Annotated in this window: 19 protein-coding genes and 1 pseudogene; 9 read left to right on the forward strand and 11 right to left on the reverse strand. The window is 71.4% G+C overall.

Annotated elements, in window-relative coordinates; all coding sequences use genetic code 11:
• Positions 1-2 precede the first annotated feature (2 nt).
• Positions 3-908: a LysR family transcriptional regulator gene (locus K7B10_RS26245; RefSeq protein ID WP_229339664.1), complete on the forward strand. Its 906-nt coding sequence runs from the start codon at positions 3-5 to the stop codon at positions 906-908.
• Positions 909-1,000: 92 nt separating this feature from the next.
• Here K7B10_RS26245 and pepN (K7B10_RS26250) read toward each other — a convergent pair whose 3' ends face one another.
• Positions 1,001-3,583 (reverse strand): aminopeptidase N, encoded by a 2,583-nt coding sequence (gene pepN / locus K7B10_RS26250; RefSeq protein WP_229339666.1) that lies wholly within the window; start codon positions 3,581-3,583, stop codon positions 1,001-1,003.
• A 141-nt stretch (positions 3,584-3,724) separates the two neighbouring features.
• On the opposite strand from pepN (K7B10_RS26250), the gene K7B10_RS26255 reads away from it, so the two are divergent.
• Positions 3,725-4,246, forward strand: a complete 522-nt coding sequence (locus K7B10_RS26255) for a DUF1203 domain-containing protein (protein WP_229339668.1) — start codon at positions 3,725-3,727, stop codon at positions 4,244-4,246.
• Positions 4,247-4,308: 62 nt separating this feature from the next.
• Here K7B10_RS26255 and K7B10_RS26260 read toward each other — a convergent pair whose 3' ends face one another.
• Positions 4,309-5,337: an aspartate-semialdehyde dehydrogenase gene (locus K7B10_RS26260; RefSeq protein ID WP_229339670.1), complete on the reverse strand. Its 1,029-nt coding sequence runs from the start codon at positions 5,335-5,337 to the stop codon at positions 4,309-4,311.
• Between the two features lie 165 nt (positions 5,338-5,502).
• Between K7B10_RS26260 and K7B10_RS26265 the strand changes: the two are divergent.
• Positions 5,503-6,471: pseudogene (locus tag K7B10_RS26265) on the forward strand (M28 family metallopeptidase); the annotation flags it as partial.
• A gap of 90 nt (positions 6,472-6,561) precedes the next feature.
• Here K7B10_RS26265 and K7B10_RS26270 read toward each other — a convergent pair.
• The 4 genes from K7B10_RS26270 to pepN (K7B10_RS26285) all read right to left on the reverse strand — a co-directional run bounded on the left by K7B10_RS26270 (position 6,562) and on the right by pepN (K7B10_RS26285) (position 14,630).
• A complete protein-coding gene (locus K7B10_RS26270) occupies positions 6,562-9,888 on the reverse strand; it encodes a S8 family serine peptidase (protein ID WP_229339672.1) in 3,327 nt (1,108 codons plus the stop codon).
• 274 nt (positions 9,889-10,162) lie between these two features.
• Positions 10,163-10,729: a CGNR zinc finger domain-containing protein gene (locus K7B10_RS26275; RefSeq protein ID WP_229339674.1), complete on the reverse strand. Its 567-nt coding sequence runs from the start codon at positions 10,727-10,729 to the stop codon at positions 10,163-10,165.
• A 203-nt stretch (positions 10,730-10,932) separates the two neighbouring features.
• Positions 10,933-11,892, reverse strand: a complete 960-nt coding sequence (locus K7B10_RS26280) for a putative endonuclease domain-containing protein (RefSeq protein WP_229339676.1) — start codon at positions 11,890-11,892, stop codon at positions 10,933-10,935.
• Positions 11,893-12,059: 167 nt separating this feature from the next.
• Positions 12,060-14,630 (reverse strand): aminopeptidase N, encoded by a 2,571-nt coding sequence (gene pepN / locus K7B10_RS26285; protein ID WP_229339678.1) that lies wholly within the window; start codon positions 14,628-14,630, stop codon positions 12,060-12,062.
• A 124-nt stretch (positions 14,631-14,754) separates the two neighbouring features.
• Between pepN (K7B10_RS26285) and K7B10_RS26290 the strand changes: the two genes are divergently transcribed.
• Complete coding sequence (locus tag K7B10_RS26290) at positions 14,755-15,402, forward strand: mycothiol-dependent nitroreductase Rv2466c family protein (protein ID WP_229339680.1); 648 nt, start codon at positions 14,755-14,757, stop codon at positions 15,400-15,402.
• A 157-nt stretch (positions 15,403-15,559) separates the two neighbouring features.
• On the opposite strand, the gene K7B10_RS26295 is transcribed toward K7B10_RS26290, so the two are convergent.
• Both K7B10_RS26295 and K7B10_RS26300 read right to left on the reverse strand, forming a co-directional pair.
• Complete coding sequence (locus tag K7B10_RS26295) at positions 15,560-16,216, reverse strand: superoxide dismutase (RefSeq protein ID WP_229339683.1); 657 nt, start codon at positions 16,214-16,216, stop codon at positions 15,560-15,562.
• A gap of 160 nt (positions 16,217-16,376) precedes the next feature.
• Positions 16,377-17,786, reverse strand: a complete 1,410-nt coding sequence (locus tag K7B10_RS26300; protein WP_229339685.1) for an amino acid permease — start codon at positions 17,784-17,786, stop codon at positions 16,377-16,379.
• Positions 17,787-17,952: 166 nt separating this feature from the next.
• On the opposite strand from K7B10_RS26300, the gene K7B10_RS26305 reads away from it, so the two are divergent.
• On the forward strand, positions 17,953-18,735 hold the full coding sequence (locus K7B10_RS26305; RefSeq protein ID WP_229339687.1) for an SDR family NAD(P)-dependent oxidoreductase: 783 nt from the start codon (positions 17,953-17,955) through the stop codon (positions 18,733-18,735).
• Positions 18,736-18,807: 72 nt separating this feature from the next.
• On the opposite strand, the gene K7B10_RS26310 is transcribed toward K7B10_RS26305, so the two are convergent.
• Positions 18,808-20,232, reverse strand: coding sequence for an amino acid permease (locus tag K7B10_RS26310; protein WP_229339689.1), 1,425 nt, complete (start codon positions 20,230-20,232; stop codon positions 18,808-18,810).
• A 286-nt stretch (positions 20,233-20,518) separates the two neighbouring features.
• On the opposite strand from K7B10_RS26310, the gene K7B10_RS26315 reads away from it, so the two are divergent.
• Positions 20,519-21,100: a biotin transporter BioY gene (locus K7B10_RS26315; RefSeq protein WP_229339691.1), complete on the forward strand. Its 582-nt coding sequence runs from the start codon at positions 20,519-20,521 to the stop codon at positions 21,098-21,100.
• Between the two features lie 78 nt (positions 21,101-21,178).
• Here the strand turns inward: K7B10_RS26315 and K7B10_RS26320 are convergent, their stop codons facing one another.
• Positions 21,179-22,612: an amino acid permease gene (locus K7B10_RS26320; protein WP_229339693.1), complete on the reverse strand. Its 1,434-nt coding sequence runs from the start codon at positions 22,610-22,612 to the stop codon at positions 21,179-21,181.
• A gap of 221 nt (positions 22,613-22,833) precedes the next feature.
• Here K7B10_RS26320 and K7B10_RS26325 point away from each other — a divergent pair, with 221 nt between their 5' ends.
• Positions 22,834-23,319, forward strand: a complete 486-nt coding sequence (locus tag K7B10_RS26325) for a ribose-5-phosphate isomerase (protein ID WP_054226804.1) — start codon at positions 22,834-22,836, stop codon at positions 23,317-23,319.
• A gap of 107 nt (positions 23,320-23,426) precedes the next feature.
• Positions 23,427-24,233, forward strand: coding sequence for an Fpg/Nei family DNA glycosylase (locus tag K7B10_RS26330; protein ID WP_229339695.1), 807 nt, complete (start codon positions 23,427-23,429; stop codon positions 24,231-24,233).
• 22 nt (positions 24,234-24,255) lie between these two features.
• Here K7B10_RS26330 and K7B10_RS26335 read toward each other — a convergent pair whose 3' ends face one another.
• Positions 24,256-25,488, reverse strand: a complete 1,233-nt coding sequence (locus K7B10_RS26335; protein WP_229339697.1) for a GNAT family N-acetyltransferase — start codon at positions 25,486-25,488, stop codon at positions 24,256-24,258.
• 144 nt (positions 25,489-25,632) lie between these two features.
• On the opposite strand from K7B10_RS26335, the gene K7B10_RS26340 reads away from it, so the two are divergent.
• Positions 25,633-26,748, forward strand: a complete 1,116-nt coding sequence (locus K7B10_RS26340) for a PP2C family protein-serine/threonine phosphatase (RefSeq protein ID WP_372481465.1) — start codon at positions 25,633-25,635, stop codon at positions 26,746-26,748.
• Positions 26,749-26,771: the final 23 nt, after the last annotated feature.

The raw sequence follows: 26,771 nt of genomic DNA on the forward strand, positions 1-26,771 counted from the left end.
CCATGACCGAGTGGGACATCAAGAAGCTGCGGATCCTGCGGACCCTGGCCGACCGGGGGACCGTGACCGCGACGGCCGAGGCGCTGCACATGACGCCCTCGGCCGTTTCGCAGCAGCTGACCAATCTCGCCCGGCAGCTGGGGGTACCGCTGCTGGAGGCCCAGGGGCGCCGGGTCCGGCTCACGGACGCGGCGCACCTCGTACTGCGGCACGCGGAAGCGGTCTTCGCGCAGCTGGAGCGGGCGGACGCCGAACTGGCCGGGTACCTGGCCGGGGAGGCGGGCGAGGTCCGCATCGGGGCGTTCTCCACGGCCGTGCCGGTGCTGGTGGTCCCGGCGGTGGCGGCGCTGCGGCACAGCCACCCGGGCGTGGAGGTGCGCGTACGGGAGACCGAGGCGGCGCAGGTGTACGAGCTGCTGGCGGCCGGGGCCGTGGACCTGGCCCTCTCGCTGGCGGCGCACGCCCCGACGGCCCGTGACCCGCGGTTCACCCGCATCACGCTGATGGAGGACCCCCTCGACGTGGCCCTTCCGCCGGGCCACCCCCTCGCCGCGGCCCCGGCCCTGCGGCTGGCGGACCTGTCCGGCGATCCGTGGATCTACGGGGGCAGCGGCCCCTGGCAGGAGATCGCCCGCAACGCCTGCGAGGCGGCCGGCTTCGTCCCGGAACAGGCACACTCGGCCTCCGGCTGGACCGCGATCCTCGCCATGGTCGAGGCCGGGATGGGCGTGGCCCTGGTCCCCCGCATGGTGTCGAGCCGCGCCTCGGGGGTGGCGGTGCGGGTCCTGGCCCACGACCGGCCCACCCGCCACGTCCTGGCGGCCACCCGCAGCGGCGGCGAAGCCGCCCCGGCGGTGTCCCGGGTCCTGGCCGCCCTGCGCGAGGTGGCCGCGCGGCGCACCCCGTGAGCGCGCACCGCGCCCGCTGACCGAAAAAGCCGGTGCCCCGGCCCCGCGCGAGCGGGAGCCGGGGCACCGGACGGATCAGGCCGCGGGCCGGGTCAGGAAGCCGACGCCGCGTCCGCGGACTGGGCCTTCAGGGCGCGCTCCACGCCCGAGCGGGACTCCGAGATCAGGCGGCGCAGGGCTGCGTTCGGCTCCGCCGAGGCCAGCCAGGCGTCCGTCGCGGCCAGGGTCTCCGGGGAGACCTGGAGCGAGGGGTACAGGCCCACCGCGATCTGCTGGGCGATCTCGTGGCTGCGGTTCTCCCAGATCCCCTTGACCACCGCGAAGAACTTCTCGGTGTACGGGGCCAGCAGCTCGCGCTGGTCGGTCTGGACGAAGCCGCCGATCACCGCGTCCTGCACCGCGTTGGGCAGGTCCGCGGACTCCACCAGCGAGGCCCACGCCTCGGCCTTGGCCTCGGCCGTCGGACGCGCGGCCCGCGCCGTGGCCGCGTGGCGCTCGCCCGCCGCCGTACGGTCGCGCTCCAGCTCCGCGTCGATGGCCGCGTCGCCCAGGACGCCCGTCGCGACGAGGCGCTCCAGGAACGCCCACCGCAGCTCGGTGTCCACGACCAGGCCCTCGATCTCCGCCGCACCGTCCAGCAGCGCGGACAGGTACGTCAGCTGGCCCTCGGTGCGGGCGGTCGCCGCGAACGCGCGGGCCCACGCCAGCTGGTGGTCGCTGCCCGGCTCGGCGCCCCGCAGGTGCTCCAGGGAGGCCTCGGTCCAGGTCGCCAGGCCCTGCTCCCGCCACGCCGGGTCGGCGTACAGGTCGACGGCCAGCTTCACCTGCCGGTGCAGCGACTGGACGACGCCGATGTCCGACTCCTTGCCGATGCCCGACAGGACCAGGGCGAGGTAGTCGCGCGTCGCCAGCTCGCCGTCGCGGGTCATGTCCCACGCCGAGGCCCAGCACAGCGCCCGCGGCAGCGACTCGGTGAAGTCGCCCAGGTGCGCGGTGACGTTCTCCAGCGAGACCTCGTCCAGGCGGACCTTGGCGTACGACAGGTCGTCGTCGTTCAGCAGCACGACGGCGGGACGGGTCCGGCCGAGGAGCTCCGGCACCTCGGTCAGCTCACCGTCGATGTCCAGCTCGATCCGGTCCGTACGGACGAGCTTGCCGCCGTCCAGGTCGTACAGGCCGATCGCGATCCGGTGCGGCCGCAGCGTCGGCTCGCCCTTCGCTCCCGCGGGCAGCGCCGGGGCCTCCTGGCTGACCGTGAACGCGGTGATCGTGCCGTCCGCGGCCGTCTCGATGCGGGGGCGCAGCACGTTGATGCCGGCGGTCTCCAGCCACGCCTTCGACCAGGTGGTCAGGTCGCGGCCCGAGGTCTCCTCCAGGGCGCCCAGCAGGTCCGACAGGCGGGTGTTCCCGAACGCGTGCGCCTTGAAGTACGCCTGCACGCCCTTGAAGAAGGCGTCCGTGCCCACGTAGGCGACGAGCTGCTTGAGCACCGAGGCGCCCTTGGCGTACGTGATGCCGTCGAAGTTGACCAGGACGTCGTCCAGGTCACGGATGTCGGCCATGATCGGGTGCGTGGACGGCAGCTGGTCCTGCCGGTACGCCCAGGTCTTCATCGAGTTGGCGAAGGTCGTCCACGCCTGCGGCCACTTCGTGCCCTCGGCCGAGGCCTGGCAGGCGACCGAGGTGTAGGTCGCGAACGACTCGTTCAGCCACAGGTCGTTCCACCACTCCATGGTGACCAGGTCGCCGAACCACATGTGCGCGAGCTCGTGCAGGATCGTCTCGGCGCGGCCCTCGTACGCCGCGTCCGTCACCTTCGAGCGGAAGACGTACTGGTCACGGATGGTGACCGCGCCCGCGTTCTCCATCGCGCCCGCGTTGAACTCGGGGACGAAGAGCTGGTCGTACTTGGCGAACGGGTAGTCGTACGCGAACTTCTCCTGGAACCAGTCGAAGCCCTGGCGCGTGACGTCGAAGATCGCGTCGGCGTCCAGGAACTCGGCCAGCGACGGGCGGCAGTAGATGCCGAGCGGCACCGACTGGCCGTTCGCGCCCTCGTAGGAACTGTGCACCGAGTGGTACGGGCCGGCGATCAGGGCCGTGATGTACGTGGAGATGCGCGGCGTCGGCTCGAAGCGCCAGACGTTGTCCTTGACGTCCGCGGCCTCCGGCGTCGGGGAGTTCGAGATGACCGTCCAGCCCTCGGGAGCCGTCACGGTGAACTGGAACGTCGCCTTCAGGTCGGGCTGCTCGAAGCTGGCGAACACGCGGCGCGCGTCCGGAACCTCGAACTGGGTGTACAGGTAGGCCTGCTCGTCGACCGGGTCGACGAAGCGGTGCAGGCCCTCGCCCGTGTTGGTGTAGGCGCAGTCCGCGACGACGCGGAGCTCGTTGGCGCCGGCCGCGAGGTGGTTCAGCGCGATGCGGGAGTCCCGGAAGACCTCGGCCACGTCCAGCGACTTGCCGTTCAGGACGACCTCGTGCACGGCCGGCGCGACCAGGTCGATGAAGGTCCCGGCGCCGGCTTCGGCCGACTGGAACCGCACGGTGGTCACGGACGGGTACGTGCCGCCCTCCTGCGCACCGCTGAGATCGAGTTCGATCTCGTACGAGTCGACGGTGAGCAGCTTCGCCCGCTGCTGAGCCTCTTCACGGGTGAGATTCGTGCCAGGCACGCGGTCATCTCCTTTGATGGTGACGTTGCCCCGCCATCCTTCCATGCGGGGCCGACCGGGCGCCCTTGAGTAATCCACGGGCGAAACGCGACGTCCGATTTCCGCCAGCTTCACCGGATCCGGACGCGCACGCTGGACGCCATGACCCCACGTTCCGCGCCCCGACCGGCGCTCCACGCCGCACGTCCCGTCGCCCCCGCGACCCTCGCCGGGCTGCGCGCCCGTGACGACGCAGGCCGGCCCTGCCGGCCGTACGAGGACCCCGAGGGCGGCGCCCCGCTCCGCTGCTGCCTGCGCCGAAGCCGCCCCGGGGAGCGGATCGCCCTCGTCACGTACGCGCCGCTGCGCCGCTGGGCGGCCGAGCGGGGCGTCGACCCGGGTGCGTACGACGAGCAGGGCCCGGTGTTCATCCACGCCGCCGACTGCGGCGGCCCGGCCGGAGGCTCCGGCCACCCCTTCGCCCACCCCGGGGCACTGCGCACGGCCCGCCGCTACGACGCGCGGGGCCACATCCTTGGCGGTCGCGCCCTGTCCCTCGGCGAGGACCCGGACACGGTGCTGGAGCAGGCGCTGGCGGAGGCCTTCGCCGACCCGGAGGTCGCCCTCGTGCACGTCCGCGCGACCGAGTTCGGCTGCTTCCTCTTCGAGGTCCGCAGGCCCTGACGGCCGGGGGAACGCGAAGAGGGGCGGCACCTACCGGGTGCCGCCCCTCTTCGTGTGCGGGATCAGCCGCGGAGCTCTTCGGCGACCAGCTCGGCGATCTGGACCGCGTTCAGGGCGGCGCCCTTGCGGAGGTTGTCGTTCGAGAGGAACAGCGCGAGGCCGTTCTCGGCCGTCTCGTCGACGCGGATGCGGCCCACGTACGAGGCGTCCTTGCCCGCGGCCTGCAGCGGGGTCGGGATCTCCGAGAGCTCGACGCCCGGGGCGTCCGCCAAGAGCTCGTACGCGCGCTCCACGCTGATCGGGTTCGCGAAGCGGGCGTTGACCTGGAGGGAGTGGCCGGAGAAGACCGGCACGCGCACGCAGGTGCCGGAGACCTTGAGCTCCGGGATCTCCAGGATCTTGCGGGACTCGTTGCGGAGCTTCTGCTCCTCGTCGGTCTCGAAGGAGCCGTCGTCGACGATCGAGCCCGCGAGCGGGAGCACGTTGAAGGCGATCGGGCGCTTGTAGACGCCGGGCTCGGGGAAGGCGACGGCCTCGCCGTCGTGCACGAGCGCGGTCGCCTCGCCGGCGACGGCCTTGACCTGGCCGTCGAGCTCGGCGACGCCCGCCACGCCGGAGCCGGAGACGGCCTGGTAGGTGGTGGCGATCAGCGCGGTCAGGCCGGCCTCGTCGTGCAGCGGACGCAGTACCGGCATCGCGGCCATGGTGGTGCAGTTCGGGTTCGCGATGATGCCCTTGGGGCGGTTCTTGACCGCGTGCGGGTTGACCTCGGAGACGACGAGCGGCACGTCGGGGTCGCGGCGCCAGGCGGAGGAGTTGTCGATCACGACGGCGCCCTGGGAGGCGACCTTCTCGGCGAGGGCCTTGGAGGTCGCGCCGCCCGCGGAGAACAGGACGATGTCCAGGCCGGAGTAGTCGGCCGTGGAGGCGTCCTCGACGGTGATCTCCTTGCCCTCCCACTCGAGGATCGAGCCCGCGGAACGGGCCGAGGCGAACAGCCGCAGCTCGTCCACCGGGAACTTGCGCTCGGCGAGGATGCCGCGCATGACTCCGCCGACCTGTCCGGTGGCTCCGACGATTCCGACCCTCACGGTGACTCCTAATTGGTGCGTACGACGCGGGCGCGTGTAGCCATCATGCGTTCGACCCCACGAGGCTTGTCCAATCCATTGTCCGAGGAACGGACGGTGTCCCGAATGTGAACCCCCGTGACACGTTCGTGGCGGCTGTGTTGCACCCCCGCCGAGCACCCGTTTTGCCTGGTCAAGCGCGGCTCCTGCACCTTCGCGGAGAAGCAGAAGGCGGCGGCGGCCGGCGCCCTCGGCGTGATCGTCTACAACCACAGCGGCACCACCCCGGTCCGGGGCGGGTTCTCCTCGCCCGCCGAGGGGATCATCCCTAGCGCCGGGCTCAGCCTCGCCGACGGTGAGGCGCTGGCCGCGGCCGCCGCCGAGGGCGAGGTGAAGGTGCGCCTGGACCTGGACCTGGAGCACGTGAAGAAGACCACCCGCAACGTGGTCGCCGAGACCAGGGGCGGCCGCTCCGACCGCGTCGTCACGGTCGGCGCCCACCTGGACTCGGTGCCCGAGGGCCCGGGCGTCAACGACAACGGCTCCGGCTCGGCCGGCCTGCTGGAGGTCGCCCTCAAGCTCGCCGACGAGGGCGCCAACAAGAAGGGCAAGGGCCCCGCGAACAAGGTCCGCCTCGCCTGGTGGTCGGCCGAGGAGCTCAGCCTGCTGGGCTCCGAGCACTACGTGGCGCAGCTGTCCGACCGGCAGAAGAAGGACATCGCGCTCTACCTGAACTTCGACATGATCGCCTCGCCCAACCCGGTCCAGTTCGTCTACGACGGCGATGACTCGGACGAGGTGGGCGAGGGCGCAGGACCGGCCGGCTCGGCGCAGATCGAGGCGCTCATCAACGGCTTCCTCGACAAGAAGGGCAAGCCGCACGAGGGCAGTGACTTCGACGGCCGCTCGGACTACGGCCCGTTCATCGCGAACGGCATCCCGGCCGGCGGTACGTTCACCGGCGCCGAGGGCGTCAAGACCGACGAGCAGGCCAAGCGCTACGGCGGCACGGCCGGCGCCCCGTACGACCCGAACTACCACGGGGCGGGCGACACCCTGAGGAACCTGGACCTGAAGGCCTTCGACACCAACCTGGACGTCATCGCCCACGCGGTGGGCACGTACGCCCAGGACCTGAGCTCGCTGGGCAAGTAGCCGGCGGGCGGCCGGGAGGGGGGAACGGCGAAGGGGCGGGCGCCCGATCCGGGCGCCCGCCCCTCCGTCATGCGATCAGCCGGTCATCCGTTACGGGATGACCTTCTCGATCTGGACGCTGCCGGTGCCGGCGGCGGTGCCGCGGGCGTTGAGCAGCTTGACCTCGCCGAAGAACTGACGGCCCTCGGGGGCCGGAGCGGCGGCGAGCACGTTCGCCGTGACGGACGCCGAGGCGCCGTTGGCGAGGTTCACCGCGGCGCCCTCGTCGACCTGGACGGAGCCCAGGGCGGACGAGAAGTACACGTCGCGGTAGTTGAAGGTGGTGGAGCCGGACGGAACGGCGTAACCGTCCACCTGGATGGTGTAGGTGCCGGCGGCCGGGTTGAGCAGGGTCACGGCCTCCTCGGAGTCGCCGTCGGCGGAGGAGCCGACCTTCACGCCGTCCTTGAGGACGGTGAGGTCGAGGTCGGCACCGGTGTCGGAGACACCGCCGATGGCCACGTCCAGGCGGGAGACGCCCTCACCGATGGTGACGGTGCTGGTCTGGGTCTCGCCGTTCGCGATGGTCGGCTTGGCGACCTTCGCGGAGCCGAGCGGGCCGCCCTGGAGCTTGCCGCCGGAGATGGCCGCGGCCTCGTTCTTGATGGTCCACTGGACCGGGGCGGGGGTGCCCTGCTTCACCTCGGGCAGGACCTTGACCGCCGGGTCGAAGGCCGCGCCGAGGACGGAGACGTCCAGCTTGAACGGGTTGTCGAGCAGCGGCGACGTACGGCGCGACTCGACCTCGATCTCCCAGACGCCCGGCTGCGGGTTCGCGTACGAACGCAGGTCGGGGCGGCACTGGTTGGCCGGGTTGTCGTAGTTCGGGTAGCACTGCGTCGTCGCGCTGTCCTCGACGCCCACGCCGTACGGGTGGATCGAGATGAAGCGCGTCTGGCTGCCCGCCTTGAGACCGCCGAGGGCGACCTCGAGGGACTTCGCGCCCTGCGGAACGGTCACGAAGTACGACTTGTGGCTGTTGCGCTGGACCGAGGAGGTGTTCGACATCGTGAACGACGGCTTCGCCAGCGGCGTGGAGGCGACGACCGTGGTCAGGATCTGCTTGTCGATGCCCTCGGTGGTCTCGTCGTCCAGCTGCAGGATGCCGCTGTGGACGCCGGCCGACTTCGGGTTGGCCTCGACCTTGATGGTGACCGGCTTGTTCAGCGGCAGCGTGACGTAGCCGTAGCCGCCGACGACCTTGAACGTGCCGTCGTTGTTGCGCCAGGTCAGGTCGTGCCGGGTGCCGTACTTGACGCCCGTGGTGCGGGTGACGACGACGTCGTAGACCTTCTTCTGGCCGACCTTGAGGCCGCCCTCGCGGTCGTAGAGGCCGGTGCCGAAGCCCGGGGTCTTCAGGAACTGGTCGATCGCGGTGTCGACCGGGGCCTTGACGGTGAACTCGTTCGCCTTGGCGCCGCGCTGGAGGGACTCCCACGCGTCGACGATGTTGATCAGGCCCGCGCCCTGGGCGTGCGCCGGGACGTCGGCGATCTTCTTCGCGGTGCTGGTGAGCGCCACGCGCAGGCTCGCCGGGGTGACCGTCACGTGCTGCTGCTTGGCGGCCGAGAGCAGCAGGGCGCTGGCGCCCGTCGCCTGCGGCGAGGACATCGAGGTGCCCTGCAGCATCGAGTAGCCGGCCGGGAGATTGTAGCCGGCCTCCTTCACCGGGGAGCCGGGCAGCCAGGTCTGCGTGGTGTTGATGGCCGCGCCGGGGGCGGTGATGGTCGGCGTGAAGCCGCCGTCCTCACGCGGACCGCGCGAGGAGAACGGGAACATGTCGTACTTCTTGGTCACGCCGGAGCCGTAGTTCGCGGCCCAGGTCTCCTTGGAGACCGCGGCACCCACGGAGATGACCTTGTCCGCGAGACCGGGGTCGCCGATGGTGTTGACACCGGGGCCCTCGTTGCCCGCCGAGATGACGAGCTGGACACCGTAGGTGTCGATGAGGTTCTTGTAGAGCTCGGCGCGGGCGTTGTTGCCGTCGTTCAGCGCCGGCAGACCGCCGATGGACATGTTGACGATGTCCACACCGCGGTTGACGACGAGGTCGATCATGCCCTCGGTCAGCGCGACGTTGGTGCAGCCGCCGGACCAGGAGCAGGCGCGCGAGGAGACGATCTTCGCGCCGGGCGCCTCGCCGTTCATCTTGCCGCCGAAGAGGCTGTTGGCGGCGGTGATGCCGGCGACGTGCGTGCCGTGCTCGGACTCGATGATGCCGATGTTGACGAAGTCGGCCTTCTTGCCGACCCAGTCCCCGCCGAGCGGGTCCATCGGGACGTCCTTGCGGATCTGGATCACGAACGGGATCCGCTCGGCGACGTCGGTCGCCGGGTTGTCCGTGCCGAAGTAGCCGATCTGGAAACCGTCCTTGTACGGCTTCATCGGCTCGTTGTTCGTGAAGTCGCCGTCCTGGTCGGTGTCGACGCGGACGGTGCCGGCGGCGGCGTCGTAGAGCATGCCGAACCGGTCGGTGGTGTCCCCGTCCCGGTTGACGTCGCCCTTCGCGTCACCGGTGGCGGTGATCGACTCGCTGAACCGGCTCCACTGGTAGGAGCCCTCGGGCGCCTTCCAGCTCTGGCCGCCGGCGCTGAAGGTGCCGCCCGCGGCCGTGACCGGGGTGATCTGCGCGCGCCAGGTGGCGTCGTTGTCCGTGATCGGGTCGGTCGCGGTGACCCAGTCGACGATCTTGCGCTCGCCGGTGGTGGTCTTCTGGAGCGCCGGGTGGCCGAGGTCGACGCCCGAGTCCAGGATGCCGATGGTCACGCCGCGGCCGTCGGCCTGCGGGTTCTTGGCGACGAAGTCCACCGCGCCCGTCTCGAAGGACGGGTTGTACGGGTTCTTCGCGGGGGTGTTCTTGTCCGGCCCCGGGTAGGTCTCGGAGGCGGTCTTCCCCACCGACCCCGAGTCCTTGCCCGCGTCGGGACGCGGGTCCGAGAGCTGGATTTCGTGCTTGAGGTCCAGGGCGTGCACCGAGGACAGCTTCGCGGCCGCCTTCAGCGCGGCTTCGGCCTTGGCGGTCGGCAGCGTGGCGCGCACGTAGCCGAGCTTGTCGTTCGTCTGACCGACCGAGGCGCCCTGGACCGCGCCGAGCTGGTCGGCAACCTGCTTGGTCTGGCCGGGGGCGGTGGCCACCATGACGGTGACGGTCGCGTCACCCTTGGCCTTGGCCTGCTGCAGCAGTTCGGCGTCCGCCGAGCCGATCTTCTCGTCGGCGGACTTGACGGCCGGGCTCGTGCCCGGGGTCCCGGCGGGGCCGGTCGCCGCGAACACGGGCATCGCGCCGGCGGTCGCCAGCGCGGCGACCAGGCCGGCCGCGGCCGCGACGCGCGCGACGCGTCTGGCCCCGGGTATGGAGCTGGGGGATTCGAGGGTCATCAGCATCCCTGGATAAGTGACAGATACGGTCCGGATTTCGGTGCCGGATGACCGGTCAGCTTTGCGCAACCGACCGCTCTTTGGGGAGGCTTGTCATTGACCGAGACCTGACATGGCGGACTCTCGCCAGGTGGGATCATGCGCCATCGAGGCCGTACCGGGGCGTACTCGTGCGAATCGCAGGGGTTGAAGTGTTGCTTTATCGACTTCCCGACCTCATTGCGAGGATGGTCCGAAGCCCGGTCTCAGATCGGGTGTGACAACTTCCGGGCCGTCAGCGCACGCGCGTGCGCGCGTAGTGCCGCGAGGCCTTCGCCCGGTTTCCGCACGCGGACATGGAGCACCATCGCCGGGTGCCGTTGCGCGAGGTGTCGTGGAAGTGCAGCCCGCACGACTCGGAGGCGCACGTGCGGATCCGCTCGGGTGCCGTGCCCAGCAGCTCCAGGTAGTCACGGGCGGCCGTCCAGGCCGGACCCCAGGTCGGGTCCTCGAACTCGGTGCGCTCGCCCGGTCCTTCAGGGGTCAGGGTCGCCCGGATCCGGCCGTGCTCCAGGACGGCGTCGACCAGGGCGCGCGCGCTCTCGTCGGCCGGGTCCGCGACCGCGCGGGCGAGTGCCTCGCGGGCGGTCAGCAGGTGGACGAGGGTGGCGGCGTCGGCGCGGAAGCGGTCGGCCAGCCCGGTGCTGCCCAGCCAGACCGCGAGCCCCTCGACCCGGGTCAGTCCGAAGGCGCCCGCGAAGAGGTCGGCGACCTCGCCGTCCTGCGTCCAGCGCGTGTTCAGCAGGTCCAGCGGGACCGGCTCGCCCGTCAGAGGGCGGGGATCCGCCGCCGCTGCCGCCATCTCGCCGCTCCTCCACAGGTGCCCACTAACCCCTCAAGGGTACGTGACCGGTTGAGGCTCGGCGGCGGTGCCCGGACCGAGTACGGGCCCGGCGGCAGTCGCGGCAACCGCTTCCGGGTCGACCCGGTGGTGGAGGGCCTGCACCCCGGGCGGCTGAGCCGGAGCGCCCCGGAGCGCTCGCCGGCCAACCCGGCGCTGCCGCCTCACCGGGGGAGTACGACCAGGTAGGCGGCGGGCTCGCGGTCGGCGGACGCCGTCAGGGCGGTGCGGACCACCGCGGCCTGCTGCTCGGGCCAGTCGCGCAGCTTGCGCGGGGTGATGTGCAGGACGGTCACGCCGAGCCGCTCCAGGGTTTCCCGCTTGTGGACGGCCTCCGAGAACTGCTCGTCCTCGCCCTGCCGGGGCGCGCGGGTGTCGATCTCGACGGCGACCGCCTGCTCGGGCCAGTACGCGTCGACCCCGCCCAGGTGCGGGCCGCCGGGCAGGCGCAGGTCCACGTTCCAGACCGGCTCGGGGAGCTCGTGGCCCCGTACGAGCCGGTACAGCCGGTCCTCGGCGATGGCCCGGCCCTCCGCGAGCAGGGACTCGACGGCGTCCACGACGTGGGGGCGGTTCAGCAGGCGGGCCACCGTCAACTCCCGTACGACGGCGGAGGGTTCGCAGTGGCCGCCGCGGACCGCCTCGCTGAGCAGGCGGCGTACGGTACCGGCGTCGGAGAGCTGGGCGACCGCGTCGGCCAGCGCCCGCGCCACGGGGGCGACGGGCAGCCCGGTCACCTGCTGCGGGCGCGGCGCGGTGTGCGCCCGTACGATCCGCACGGCGTCGACGGAGCGGAGCCGGCGGGTGTGGGGCACCAGTACGTCGATCTGCGGGAGCGCGAGCAGCGCGGGTGCGGAGGAGAACCGGTACAGCGCGAGGGCCGCGAGTCCGGTGATCATGGCCTCGCCGCCGCGGCGGCCCGCGTACAGCAGGGCGGCGTGCAGGCGCTCCTCGCTGGTCGCGGTGCCGGGGTGCAGGAGGAACACCCCGGGGAGGACCTCCTGCCAGGGCCGCTCGGCGGCTTCGGAGGCGCTGATGCCGTGCTCGCGGAGCTGGGCGAGGCTCATGACGCGGGGGCGGCTGCCGGTGAGGTGGGCCAGGGGGAGGGGCGCGTTGTGGTTCATGCGGCGGAGATTCCCGCCCGGGCGGGCCCCCCTAACCCCTGTTACACGCCCGTCGGCAAATCGGGACAAGCCCGCACTAAAGTACGGCCGTTCGAAAGCCGATACCGCCGTTCCCATCCGTCGGTGGGGCCGGCCGCCCAGGACGGCCGGCCCCACCGCGGATCCCGCTAGACCGCGGCCGGACCGGCCGCGGCGGCCGCGTCGCAGGCCTGCGCGCGCAGCGCCCGGGCCAGGTCGTCACGGGCCTCCAGGACCAGGCGGCGCAGCGCCGGAGCGGCATCGGCGTGCGCGGCGAGCCACGCGTCCGTGGCGGCCAGCGTCGTCTCCGAGTCCTCCAGCGAGGGGTACATCCCCTTCACCACGTGCATGCCGATCTGGATCGACCGGTCCGCCCAGATCCGCTCGATCACCTCGAAGTAGCGCCCCGCGTAGGGCGCCAGCAGCGCCCGCTGCGAAGGCTGGTGCATGCCCGAGATCGTCGCCTCCACCAGCGCGTTCGACAGCGCGTCCGACTCGACGACCGCCGCCCACGCCTGGTCCTTGACCGCCTCGGACGGCCGCGCGGCGAGGCAGCGCACCTGGTGCCGCTTGCCCGACGCCGTGTCGTCGCGCGCCAGTTCCGCCGCCAGCACGGCCTCGTCCACCGCGCCGTGGGCCGCCAGCGGCAGCAGGAAGTCCCACCGCAGCTCCTGGTCCACGTCCAGCCCGTCGATCCGCGCCGAACCGTCCAACAGCCCCAGCAGCAGCTGGAAGTCGCCCTCGGTCGCCGCGCCCGCCGCGAAGAAGCGCGCCCAGGTCAGCTGGTGCTCCGAGCCCGGCTCCGACATCCGCAGCTCCTGCAGCGCGACCGCCGACAGCGCCCGGCCGCCCTGCTCGCGCCAGTCGGCCGCCGCGTAGTGCGTGACCGCGGCCAGCGCCTGCGAGTGCAGCATCTGCAGCACGCCTACGTCGCTCTCGCGGCCGGCGTGGGCCAGCACCATCGAGATGAAGTCGCGCGCGGGCATCAGCCCGTCGCGCGTCAGGTTCCACAGCGCGGACCAGCACAGCGCCCGCGCCAGCGGGTCCGCCACGCTCCCGAGCCGCTCGCGCAGCGTCGCCAGCGAGCCCTCGTCGAAGCGCATCTTGCAGTACGTCAGGTCGTCGTCGTTGACCAGCACCAGGTCGGGACGCTCCTGCCCGGCCAGCTTCGCCACGACCGTCGAGGCGCCGGCGACGTCCGCCTCGGCCTGCGCGTAGCGCACCAGCGAGCCGTCCTCCAGCCGGTACAGGCCGACCGCGACGCGGTGCGGGCGCAGCTCCTCGCCCTCCTGGACCACGGCCAGCTCGGTCACCCGGCCGCCCACGTCGTACGTCAGCACCGGCGTCAGCACGTTCACGCCGGCCGTCTGGAGCCACGCCCGCGACCACTCGGCCATGTCCCGCCCGGAGACCTCCGCGAGGACCGACAGCAGGTCGTCCAGGGTGGTGTTCCCGTACGCGTTGGCCTTGAAGTAGCGCCGCGCGCCCTCCAGGAAGGCGTCCCGCCCCACGTACGCGACGAGCTGCTTGAGCACCGCGGCGCCCTTGGCGTACGTGATGCCGTCGAAGTTGAGCTTCGCGTCCTCCAGGTCACGGATGTCGGCCGTGATCGGGTGCGTGGAGGGCAGCTGGTCGGCCCGGTACGCCCACGCCTTGCGGTTGTTGGCGAAGGTCACCCACGCCTGGTCGAAGCGGGTCGCCTCCACCTGGGAGAAGGAGCCCATGAAGTCCGCGAAGGACTCCTTCAGCCACAGGTCGTCCCACCACTTCATGGTGACGAGGTCGCCGAACCACATGTGGGCCATCTCGTGAAGGATCGTGTTGCAGCGCCGCTCGTAGGCGGCCCGCGTCACCTTGCCGCGGAAGATGTACTCCTCGCGGAAGGTCACCATCCCCGGGTTCTCCATCGCGCCCAGGTTGTACTCGGGCACGAAGGCCTGGTCGTACTTCCCGAAGGGGTACGGGTGGTCGAAGTGCTCGTGGAAGAAGTCGAAGCCCTGCTTGGTGACCAGGAAGACGTCGTCCGCGTCGAAGTGCTTCGCCAGCCCCTTGCGGCACATCGCGCCCAGCGGGATCGTCAGGTCCCCGCGCGTGTAGGTGTCCGTCACGTAGTGGTACGGGCCCGCCACCACGCAGGTGATGTACGTGGAGATCGGCGCGGTCTCGGCGAAGCGCCGGGTCAGGCCCTCGCGGGACTCCTCGGCGCCGTTGCTCCAGACGTGCCAGCCCTCGGGCGCGGTCACCTCGAAGCGGTACGGGGCCTTCAGGTCGGGCTGCTCGAAGTTCGCGTACACGCGGCGGGCGTCGGCCGGCTCGTACTGCGTGTAGAGGTAGACCTCGCCGTCCTCCGGGTCGACGAAGCGGTGCATGCCCTCGCCCGTCCGGCTGTACGCGCAGTTCGCGTCCACCACCAGGACGTTCTCGGCGGCCAGATCGGCCAGCGCGATCCGCGCCCCGTCGAAGACGGCGGCCGGGTCCAGCTCCCGCCCGTTGAGGGTGACGGAGTTCACCGACGGGGCGATGAGGTCCGCGAAGGTGGCCGAGCCGGGGGCCGCGGCCCGGAAACGGATGGTGGTCACCGAGCGGAAGGTCCGCGGACCCTCGGCCGGTTCGGCCCCGTCCACCGCCGACCTCAGGTCGAGGACCACCTCGTACCCGTCGACGGACAGCAGCTCGGCCCGCTCGCGGGCCTCGTCACGGGACAGATTCTCTCCGGGCACGTGCACTCCTTCGTGCGTGATCGCGATACCTGACGGAATCCTCGCACGGGGGAATGTGCGAGGTGCCGGCCTGGTTGCCGAGGGGGAACACGACCAGTGATGACACAGCGATACGAGGAGAGACATGGCCGACACCCAGGTGCGCGAGAAGACTCCGGTCGACTTCTGGTTCGACCCGCTCTGCCCCTGGGCCTGGATGACCTCCCGCTGGATGCTGGAGGTCGAGAAGGTCCGTGACGTCGAGGTGCGCTGGCACGTGATGAGCCTCGCCGTCCTGAACGAGAACAAGCTCGACGAGCTGCCCGAGCGCTACCGCGAGCTGCTCGGCCCCAAGGGCTGGGCTCCGGTCCGCGTCGTCATCGCGGCCCAGCAGAAGCACGGTGAGGAGATCACCGGCAAGCTCTACACCGCGCTGGGCACCCGGATCCACAACGAGGACAAGGGCGCGACCCGCGAGGTCATCGCCGAGGCGCTGGAGGAGGTCGGCCTGCCGGCCGAGCTGCTCGCCTACGCCGACTCCGACGAGTACGACCAGGTGCTGCGCGACTCCCACAACGACGGCATCGAGCGCGTCGGCCAGGAGGTCGGCACCCCGGTGATCTCCGTGCCCGGCGCCGAGGGCGACGAGGTGGCCTTCTTCGGCCCGGTCGTCACCCCGACCCCGCGCGGCGAGGCCGCGGCCCGGCTGTGGGACGGCACCCTGCTGGTCGCCGCCACCCCCGGCTTCTACGAGATCAAGCGCACCCGCACCAAGGGCCCGTCCTTCGAGTAGGCCCGCAGGTCCGCCGCCGCACACAGAAGACCCCCGCAAGTCACGTCCTTGCGGGGGTCTTCCGTTGGACGCCCCCTACGCGAAGGTTGAGAAGACGATCACGAGGCTGGGGGCACCTCCCGGCCGGAGGCTGGGGGAGGGCTCGGTGGGGCTGCGATCAGCCCTTGGCGGGGATCAGCAGCGGGGTGTTCGCCTTGGCGTCGGTGTAGCGCTTGGCCACGTCCTGCCAGTTGACGACGTTCCACATGGCCTCGATGAAGTCCACCTTCTGGTTCTTGTACTGCAGGTAGAAGGCGTGCTCCCAGGCGTCGAAGACCAGGATCGGGGTGCTGGCCACGCCCACGTTGCCCTGGTGGTCGTAGACCTGCTCGACGACCAGACGGCCGCTGACGGGCTCGTACGCGAGCACGCCCCAGCCGGAGCCCTGCGTCGCGGAGGACGCGAAGGTCAGCTGCTTCTTGAACTTCGCGAAGGAGCCGAAGGACTCGGTGATCGCGTCGGCCAGGTCGCCCAGGCCGTCGGCCGCGGTGGGCTCGCCGCCGCCTTCGCCGGTCTTCGGGCTGGCCATGTTGTGCCAGTAGATGCTGTGCAGGATGTGGCCGGAGAGGTGGAACGCGAGGTTCTTCTCCAGGCCGTTGAGCGCGCCCCAGTTCTCCTTGTCGCGCGCCTCCGCCAGCTGCTCCAGCGTGGTGTTGGCGCCGGTGACGTAAGCCGCGTGGTGCTTGTCGTGGTGCAGCTCGATGATCTGCGGGTTGATCACCGGCTCCAGCGCCGCGTAGTCGTACGGAAGCTCAGGAAGCGTGTAGATGGCCATGCGTGTTATCCGGTCCCCTCAGCGTGCCAACTGCTTATTGCAATCAATGCGCAACTGCACGCTAGCAGTATCTATTCCGGTGATCACGTAAGGGTGGCCTCTGTGAAACGCGGGTGGGCCCCGTGCGGACGCACGGGGCCCACCTGGGTCCGGGGGTGTGTCAGCGGGCGGCCGCGGCCCGGCGCTGCATCACGTAGCCGGTCGCCGCGAGGGCGGCGGTGAGGCCGCCGGTGAAGACCACCTGGACCCGGGTGTCCTGGTCGAGGACCATCAGGGCCAGGACCCCGGCCACCCCGGCCAGCGCCACCCAGGTCAGGTACGGGAAGCCCCACATCTTCACCACCAGCTTCTGCGGATCCTCCCGCTCCAGCCGGCGCCGCAGCACGAACTGCGAGACGGCGATGAAGCCCCAGACGACGAGGATGACCCCGCCGACCATGTTCAGCAGCCAGGCGAACAGGGTGTCCGGGTACCAGTACGACAGCAGCACGGTGACGAAGCCGAACCCGCAGGAGGCCAGCACCGCTCGACGCGGGACCCGGCCGCTGACCTTGCCCAGCGCCTTCGGGCCCTGGCCCCGGGAGACGAGCGAGTAGGCCATGCGCGAGGAGCCGTAGATGTTGGCGTTCATCGCCGACAGCAGGGCGATCAGGATGACCACGTTCATGATCTCGCCGGCGGCCGGGATGCCCAGGTGGTCCAGGGCCGCCGCGTACGGGCCGTCCTCGCTCACCGCCGGGTCGTTCCACGGCAGCAGCGTGACGATGACCAGCATGGAGCCGACGTAGACGATCGCGATCCGCCACATGGTGGTCTTCACCGCCCGGGCCACGCCCTTGACCGGGTTCTCCGACTCGGCGGCCGCGATGGTCACCGTCTCCAGGCCGCCGTACGCGACCACCGAGGCGAGCAGTCCGACCAGCAGGCCGTCCATGCCGTTGGGCAGGAACCCGCCGTCGTGCAGCAGGTTGGCGGTGCCGGGGGCGGTGCTGCCGGGCAGCAGCCCCAGGACGGCCAGCACGCCCAGGCCCAGGAAGAGCGCGATCGCGCCGATCTTGAGGGCCGCGAACCAGAACTCGAACTCGCCGAAGTTGGAGACGGCGGCCAGGTTCGTGCCGCAGAACAGCGCCATGAAGACCAGCACCCACATCCAGGACGGGGTGCCGGGGAACCAGCCGGTCATGATGTGCGCCGCGCCGATCGCCTCGATGGCCACGCCCACGCAGAGCAGGGTCCAGAACATCCAGCCGGCCGTGAAGCCGGCCCAGGGGCCGATCGCCCGGTCCGCGTGCACGGAGAAGGAGCCGGAGGCCGGATTCGCGGCGGACATCTCGCCGAGCATCCGCATCACGAACATCACGAGCAGACCGGATACGGCGTACGCGATCACGATCGAGGGACCCGCGGCGGCGATGCCGGCGCCGGAGCCCACGAAGAGGCCGGCGCCGATGACCCCGCCGAGGGCGATCATCGAAAGGTGGCGCTGCTTGAGGCCGTTGCCGAGGGGGGATCCGGCGCCGCCCGAGGAGGGTGCCTCCTGGGTGCGGGGTGCGGTGGATGTCTGGCTCATGAAGGTGTTGCCTGTCCGGTGTGCGGGTGGACGGGAGGAAGTGCCCCAGTCTCACCTTTGTCCGATCATCGGACGCCTGGCGTCCGTTATTCGGACAATGGGATGACCATCGGTGATCACCCCCGTACGCTCGCGACAAGACACCGGAGACGCGGCAGGGGGCCGAATGGACCACGGCATACGGGAATTGGCGGCGACGGGCCGGGGCGTACTGGTCACCGGAGCCTCCCGCGGCATCGGGCGGGCCGTCGCCACCGCCTTCGCCCGTCAGGGCGACCGGGTCGCCGTGCACTGCACCGCACGCCGGGCCGACGCCGAGCGGACCCTCGCCGAGCTGCCCGGGGAGGGTCACGTCCTGCTCACCGGCGACCTCGCCGACCCCGCGCAGGTGGCGGACCTGGCCGCCGCGGCCGAAGATGCGCTCGACGGCGTGGACGTGCTGGTCAACAACGCCGCCGTCATGGTCGCGCACCCGCTGCCCACCACCTCGTACGCCGACTGGCAGGCGGCCTGGCAGCACACCGTCGCGGTCAACCTCTTCGGCGCCGCCAACCTCGTGCACTGCGTCGCCCGCCGCATGATCGACGGCGGCCGCGCGGGCCGCGTCGTCAACATCGGCTCGCGCGGAGCCTTCCGCGGCGAGCCCGACCACCCGGCGTACGGCGCCACCAAGGCGGCCCTGCACGCCCTCGGCCAGTCCCTCGCCGTCTCCCTGGCCCCGCACGGCATCGCGGTCGCGGCCGTCGCACCCGGCTTCGTGGCCACCGAACGGGTCGCCGGCCGGCTCGACGGGGAGGAGGGGATGCGCATCCGCGCCCAGAGCCCCTTCGGCCGGGTCGGCACCCCCGAGGAGGTCGCCGCCGCGGTCCTCCACCTCGCCTCGCCCGCGGCGGCCTGGAGCTCGGGCACCGTCCTCGACGTCAACGGCGCCTCCTACCTGCGGACCTGACGGCCCCGAACGCCGAGCGGGCCCCCGCCGCCTTCCGGCGCGGGGGCCCGCTCCTTCACCACCGCCGCGGGATCAGACCCGGCGGGCCCGGACCTCGCGCACCCACGCCACCACCAGTACGGCCGCCGCCGCACCCGTGGACCACAGCAGCTGCGGCCGCGCCGAGTCGTCGAACAGCATCAGCACCAGCACCGCCGCCATGCCGAGCAGCGCCACCCACGTCAGGTACGGGAAGCACCACATCCGCAGCGTCAGGCGCTCCGGCATGTCCCGCTCCAGCATGCGGCGCAGCTTCAGCTCCGAGACCGCGATCAGTGCCCACACGAACAGCAGCACCGCGCCGACCGCGTTGAGCATGTAGAGGAAGACCGTGTCCGGCCACAGCAGGTTCAGCACCACGGACACGAAGCCGAAGGCCACCGAGGCGAAGACGGCCCGGCGCGGCACCCCGCCGCCCGACACCTTCAGCAGCGCTTTGGGCGCCTCGCCGCGCTCGGCCAGCGAGAACACCATGCGCGAGGAGCCGTACAGATTGGCGTTGAGGGCGGAGAGCAGCGCCACGAACACCACGATGTTCATGATCTGGCCGGCCCCCGGGATCCCGATGGAGTCCAGGACGGCGACGTACGGGCTCTGCCCCGGCTCCAGCGAGTGCCACGGCAGCAAGGCCACGATGACGACCATCGAGCCGACGTAGAAGAAGAGGATGCGCCACACGGCGCTGCGCACCGCGCGGGCCACGGACTTGGCCGGGTTGTCGGACTCGGCGGCCGCGATGGTGACGACCTCCAGGCCGCCGAACGCGAAGATGACCGCGAGCATGCCCGCGACCACCCCGCCGAAGCCCTCGGGGAAGAACCCTCCCTGGCCGGTCAGGTTGGCCATGCCGATGGGGTCCGTGTCGGGCAGCAGGCCGAAGATCGCGAGCGTCCCGAGGAGCAGGAAGAGGACGATCGCCCCGACCTTGAGGGCCGCGAACCAGAACTCGAACTCACCGAAGTTCTTCACGGCGGCCAGATTGCTCACGGTGAAGACCACCATGAAGACCAGCACCCAGACCCACTGGTCGACCGAGGGCAGCCAGCCGTTCGCGATCTTCGCCGCGCCGGTGGCCTCCACCGCCAGCACCACGACCAGCAGGAACCAGTAGAGCCAGCCCGCCGAGAAACCGGCCCACCGCCCCAGCGCCCGCTCCGCGTACACGGAGAACGAGCCGGAGGCGGGCATCGCCGCCGACATCTCGCCGAGCGCCCGCATCACCAGCATGGCGAGGGCGCCCGCGAGCAGGTACGAGCAGATGATCGCGGGGCCCGCGATGCCGATGCCGGCGCCGGAGCCGACGAACAGCCCGGCGCCGATCACGCCGCCGAGGCCCAGCATGGTCAGGTGGCGCTGCTTGAGGCTGTGGCTGAGGGGCTCCACCGGGAGCTCGGGCCCGGTGGGAGGGTTGGATCCGGGCCGGCCTGCTGGGGGGCTGGTGGGCAAGCGGTCGCGCATGAGTGGATGCTCGTACTCTCGTGCTCGGCAGCGGCGGTGGGGGCTCCGCATTCGGATTGGCGGGACCCTACAGTCTCACCGGACGGCGCCCATCCGCGCAAAACGGACGTGTTGTCTAAATCTGGCTCGTGACGCGGATCACTCCACCTGGGGCGTGATCCGGCCTCTTTGTGCACTCCCCACCAAAGCGGTGAGCAGGGCTTTGTCCCGGCCGGAGGTGGGGCGGTGCCCGGCCGCGCACTAGCGTCGGTGATCGTCCCGTCACCCTCACTCCGCGGAGCCTTTGATGAGCACTGCTTCCGTCTCCTTCCGCCCCGGCGCCGTCCTCGCCGACCTGCTGCCCGCGAGCCGCGTCCGCGACATCGCGCTCGTCGCCGGCGGAGCCGCGCTCACCGGCCTCGCCGCGCAGATCGCCGTGCCCGTCCCCGGCTCGCCGGTCCCGGTCACCGGCCAGACCTTCGCGGCCCTGCTGGTCGGCACCGCGTTCGGTGCCCGGCGCGGCTTCCTGTCCCTCGCCCTGTACGCACTCGTCGGCATGGCGGGCGTGCCGTGGTTCGCGGGCGGCACCTCCGGCGCGGGCGGCGCGTCCTTCGGCTACGTGCTCGGCATGCTCCTCGCCGCGACCGTCGCGGGTGCGCTGGCCCGCCGCGGCGCCGACCGCTCGGTCCTCCGTACGGCGGGCACGATGGTGCTGGGTTCCGCCCTCATCTACGCCGTGGGCGTGCCGTACCTGGCGCTGTCCACCGGGATGTCCTTCGGCGCGGCCGTCGCGGCGGGGCTGACCCCGTTCCTGCTCGGCGACGCGCTCAAGGCGGCGCTGGCGATGGGCCTGCTGCCCGCCACCTGGAAGCTGGTCGGCGGCAAGTAGCCGGCCGGCCGCGACGCAAGCACGACAGCCCCGGACCACACCTGGTGGTCCGGGGCTGTCGTGTCACCGCATGCGTGCCTAGGCGCGCTCGGCGGCCTTGCGGCGCATGTCGCGCACCACGCCGATGACCAGCACGACGGCGGCGACCAGCAGCGACAGCATGACCGTCTCGCGGTTGTCCTTGTCGTAGACCATGTAGCCCAGGACGAAGGTGATCATCGCGGCGGTGGCCCACGTCAGGTACGGGAAGAGCCACATCTTGACCGTGAGCTTCTCCGGCGCCTCGCGCACCAGGATCTTGCGCATCCGCAGCTGGGTCAGGCAGATGACCAGCCACACGAAGAGCGCGATCGCACCCGAGGAGTTCAGCAGGAAGCTGAAGACCGTGTCCGGGGAGCTGTAGTTGAAGTAGACGGCGGCGAAGCCGAAGACCACGGAGCCCAGGATCGCGGCCATGGGCACGCCCCGCTTGTTGACCTTGGCGAAGACCTTGGGCGCGTCACCGCGCTCGCCCAGCGAGAACGCCATGCGGGAGGCCGTGTACATGCCCGAGTTCAGGCAGGACAGCACGGCGGTCAGGACGATCACGTTCATGATCTGGCCGGCGTGCGCGATGCCGATGGAGTCCAGGGCGGCGACGTACGAGCCCTTGTCGACGATCGACTTGTCGTTCCACGGCAGCAGGGTGAGGACGATGAAGATCGAGCCCAGGTAGAAGACGCCGATGCGCCAGATCACCGAGTTGGTGGCCTTGGTGACCGCGCGGCGCGGGTCCTCGGACTCGCCGGCCGCCAGGGTGACGATCTCGCTGCCCATGAAGGAGAAGACGACCATCAGCACGCCGGTGAGGATGGAGCCCCAGCCGTTGGGCATGAAGCCGCCCGCGTCGGTGAGGTGCGCGAAGCCCGCACCCGGGTTGTCCGAACCGGGCAGTACGCCGAAGACGGCGAGCATGCCGACGATCACGAAGGCGCCGATGGCGACGACCTTGATGCCGGCGAACCAGAACTCGAACTCGCCGTAGGAGGCGACCGAGCCGAGGTTGGTGACCGTCAGGACCACCATCACGATCAGGGCCCAGCCCCACTGCGGGACGGCCGGGACCCAGCCCTCGAGGATCTTGGCGCCGGCGGTCGCCTCCACGGCGAGCACGACGACCCAGAAGAACCAGTACAGCCAGCCGATGGAGAAGCCGGCCCAGCGGCCGAGCGCGCGGTCGGCGTACGCGGAGAAGGAGCCCGAGTTCGGGCTGGCGGCGGCCATCTCGCCGAGCATCCGCATCACGAAGACGACCATCGCTCCGACGAGCAGGTACGAGATCAGGATGGCGGGACCGGCCTTGGCGATACCGCCACCAGAGCCGACGAAGAGACCGGCGCCGATGACGCCGCCAATGGCGATCATGGAAAGGTGGCGGTTCTTGAGACCGGCCTTCAGACCGTCGGAGGGCTGGCCTTCACCGGAGTTACCGGTGGGGTCGCCTGCCTTCTGAAGGGTCGTCGTGGAGCTCATGGACGGATCCTTAGGTTCTCGGGTTTCGAGGCCCCGGCATTCAAACCTGAGATGAACGCAGGACGGAAGACCTCAATCCGGATCGTTGCGTTGGGGCGAACGTCCAAGACCTGGGTCCCCCCGTGTCTCATCTGCGTTCTTTGGCTTTATTTGAGCTTTAGAAGTGACTTACGCGACACCCCTGCGAAGATCGCGTAGCCCGCTCGTGCCACACTCGTCCCATGCGCGTGTACCTCGGATCCGACCATGCCGGCTTTGAGCTCAAGAACCACCTGGTGGACTGGCTCAAGAACAACGGCCACGAGCCCGTCGACTGCGGGCCCCACATCTACGACGCGGTGGACGACTACCCGCCGTTCTGCCTGCGCGCCGCGGAGAAGACCGCCGCCGACGCCGACAGCCTCGGCATCGTCATCGGCGGCTCCGGCAACGGCGAGCAGATCGCCGCGAACAAGGTCAAGGGCGTCCGCGCCATCCTGGCCTGGAGCGTCGAGACCGCGAAGCTCGGCCGTGAGCACAACAACGCCAACGTGATCTCCGTCGGTGGCCGCATGCACACGCAGGACGAGGCCGTCTCCTTCATCGAGGCCTTCCTGGCGACCCCGTACTCCGGCGAGGAGCGCCACACCCGCCGCATCGAGATGCTCTCCGCGTACGAGCAGACCGGCGAGCTCCCCCCGATCCCGGCCCACCACCCGCAGGGCTGATCTTCCGCTTCACCGTGCCGCCGTGGCTCCCGGCCCGGCGGCACGGCCATTTCCGGATCCGGATCCGGAACCAAGCCAGAGCCAGAGCCAGAGGCAGGAGCAGAGCAGTGCCCGAGGGGCATACGATCCACCGCCTCGCCCAGGACCACACCCGGCGCTTCGCCGGGCGCCCGGTCAGGGTGAGCAGCCCGCAGGGCCGCTTCGCCGAGAGCGCCGCCCTGCTCGACGGGCGGGAGCTGGAGAGCGCCGAGGCGCACGGCAAGCACCTGTTCCTCGAACTCGGCGACGCCTGGATCCACATCCACCTCGGCCTGTTCGGCAAGCTCGGCTTCGGCCCCGCCCCGGCGCCCCCGGCCACCGACACGGTCCGGCTGCGGCTGCGGAACGCCGAGCACTGGGCCGACCTGCGCGGCCCCACCGCCTGCGCACTGATCGGCGAGGCCGAGAAGAAGGCGATACACGAGCGGCTCGGCCCCGACCCGCTGCGCCCGGCCGACGATCCGGACCGCGCCTGGCAGCGGATCTCCCGCTCCCGCACCACCGTCGCCGCCCTCCTCATGGACCAGAAGGTGATCGCGGGCGTCGGCAACGTCTACCGCGCCGAGGTCCTCTTCCGGCACGGCATCGACCCGTACCGGCTGGGCAAGGACCTCACGCGCGGTGAGTGGGACGCCATGTGGGCGGATCTGGCGGGGCTGATGCGCGAGGGCGTACGGAACAACCGGATCGACACCGTCCGCGACGAGCACCTGCCCGAGGCCATGGGCCGCCCGCCGCGCGTGGACGACCACGGCGGCGAGGTGTACGTCTACCGCCGGGCGAACATGCCCTGCCACATCTGCGGGGCCGAGGTCCGCACCGCCGATCTGGCGGCGCGCAACCTCTTCTGGTGCCCGTCCTGCCAGACCAGGTGAGTCCGACGGGCCCGACGGCTCCCTAGAAGCCGTGCGGGAGCCAGGGCGCCACATCGGCGGTGAAGGCCCGCGAGGCCTCCGCCAAGGCGCCCGGGCGCAGCTCGCGCACCCGGCCGGCCGCCGCCAGCGAGGTCAGGGTGATCCCGCCGAGGTACGCCGAGCCCAGCTCCCGTACCGACAGCTCCAGGTCCGCCGGGTCCGCGGTCCGCGCACAGGACACGGCGCCCTCCGCATCGCGGACCAGCCGCCACCGCCCCTCGTTCCACGGGCAGAACGCGTCCTCGACCTCCATCACCACGTCCAGCGGAGCCGCGTACGCCCGCGCCTCCAGGGCCGCCGGCAGGTCCACCAGCCGCAGGTGCAGCGAATCGCGGACGACCGGGCGCGCGCGCCGGACGTCACTGACCAGGTGGAGCAGCGGATCGTCCGCCGGCCGCCGGCCCGCCCGTACGGTCGCGGTCAGGTCGATCTCGAACAGGTAGCGCCAGAGCGCCGCCGTCGCCGCCGGGTCCAGCGCGTCGAGGTCGGCCACCTCGACCCTGCCCTCCCAGCCGTGGTCGTACACGGGCTTGACCCGGTAGCGGGCGTACCCGGCGATCTCGCCGTCCGCCCGCTCCGCCACCACGCACGTGAGCGGCGAGGCGCCCTCGCGCATCGACTCCGGGTCCAGCAGGGACAACCGCTCCCAGCCCGGCTGCCGCGCGGGCATGCCGGGCCGCCGGGAGACCAGCTCCGCGTACACCTGCTCGCACTCCGGCAGGGCCTTCTCCGGATCGACGAGCCGCAGCCGCACCTCGTCCGTTCCCGGCGGCACCGTGAGCCGCACGCGGGTGGTGTCGACGGTCAGGGAAAGGGCGTACGTCGCGATGCCGTAGCCGAAACGCCCGTAGATCGCCGACTCCGAGGCCGTCAGCACGGCGATCGGCTCGCCACCCGCCCGGACGTCGTCGAGCTGGCGGCGCATCATCGAGGTGAGCACCCCGCGGCGGCGGTGCGTGGGCGCCACGCCCACCATCGTGACCCCGGCCGCCGGCACCAGCACCCCGCCCGGCACCGACAGGCGGAAGGAGAAGGCGCCGGCCGAGCCGACGCAGGTCCCGCCGTCCCAGACCCCCAGCGAGCGCCCGAGCTCCGTCAGGGACTTGTAGAGTTCCCGCTCCTGGGGCGACTCCGGCACTCCGCCGAACGCCAGTTCCAGGTGGTCGTACCAGACATCCCACTCATCAGCCTGCAATACGCGCATCTCAAGAGCCATGCGCCCATCCTTACCAGGGCATTCCGTCACAGTCGAAGGGTTTTCGACCGGCCGGAGCCCCCGGGTCCGGGGGTCCCCCTGCGCACGCACAGCCAGGATGGATAGGGTCCCCAAGCAATGGCCGGAGCACGCGTGGAGACGCTCATGGCCCGGACGCGCATGCTGTCGCACCGGGCCCGCACCGCCCTGCGCAAATCCGCCGTCGACTACTTCCGCGGCGACGCCTCCGACTGGGTCGCCTTCGCCGGTCTGCTCCTGACCGTTCCCGCGATCGCCTGCGGCACGCTCATGCTGCCCGTCTGGTTCTCGCCCTCCGCCCTCGTCCTGCCGATCGTCGCGGGCGGCCTGCTGCTGCGCCCCGCGAGCCTGCTCGCGCTGTACGCGGCCTCCGCGGCCGCGCTCATCGTCGAGGCCCTGGTCCTCGGTCCGTACACCCTGGGCCCGGCCCGGGTCACCCCCGGCACGGTCCTGGTCGTGGCCGCCTGCGGATTCTTCGGACTGGTCATCGCGCAGTTCCGCAGCCGCGTCGGCGTGCCCTGGCGGCGCGGCGGCACCATGCTCTTCGACCTGCGCGAACGCATCCGGGTCCAGAGCAAGCTGCCGGCCCTGCCGCGCGGCTGGCACCGCGAGATGGCCCTGCGCCCGGCCGGCGGCCAGTCCTTCTCCGGCGACTTCGTCGTCGCCGCCCGTACGAACGGCGGCCGGACCCTGGAGATCGTCCTGACCGACGTCTCCGGCAAGGGCATGGAGGCGGGCTCGCGCGCCCTGCTGCTGTCCGGCGCGTTCGGAGGCCTGCTCGGCGCCCTGCCCCCGCACGGCTTCCTGCCCGCCGCCAACGGCTACCTGCTGCGCCAGGACTGGGACGAGGGCTTCGCCACCTCCATCCACCTCGTCCTGGACCTGGAGACCGGCGACTACGAGCTCCTCTCCGCCGGCCACCTGCCCGCCCTCCAGCTCTCCGCGGGCACCGGGCGCTGGCAGGAGAAGTCCGGCGAGGGCCCGCTGCTCGGCGTGTACGACGGCGCGGAGTTCGAGCCCGCCCGCGGCAACCTCCGCCGCGGCGACGTCCTCATGCTCTTCACGGACGGGCTGGTCGAGACCGCCGACCGCGACATCAGCGAGGGCATCGACCGCCTCACCGGCGAGGCCGACCGGTACGTCGCCGCCGGGTGGGAGGGCGCGGCCTGGCACCTGATCGAGAAGGTGGCCAAGGACGTCAACGACGACCGCGCGCTGCTGCTCATCCGCCGCTCGCCCTGACCTCCGTACGGGGGTTTTCCCCA

The organism is Streptomyces flavotricini, from assembly GCF_020639365.1.
In the GTDB taxonomy this organism is placed as follows: domain Bacteria; phylum Actinomycetota; class Actinomycetes; order Streptomycetales; family Streptomycetaceae; genus Streptomyces; species Streptomyces flavotricini.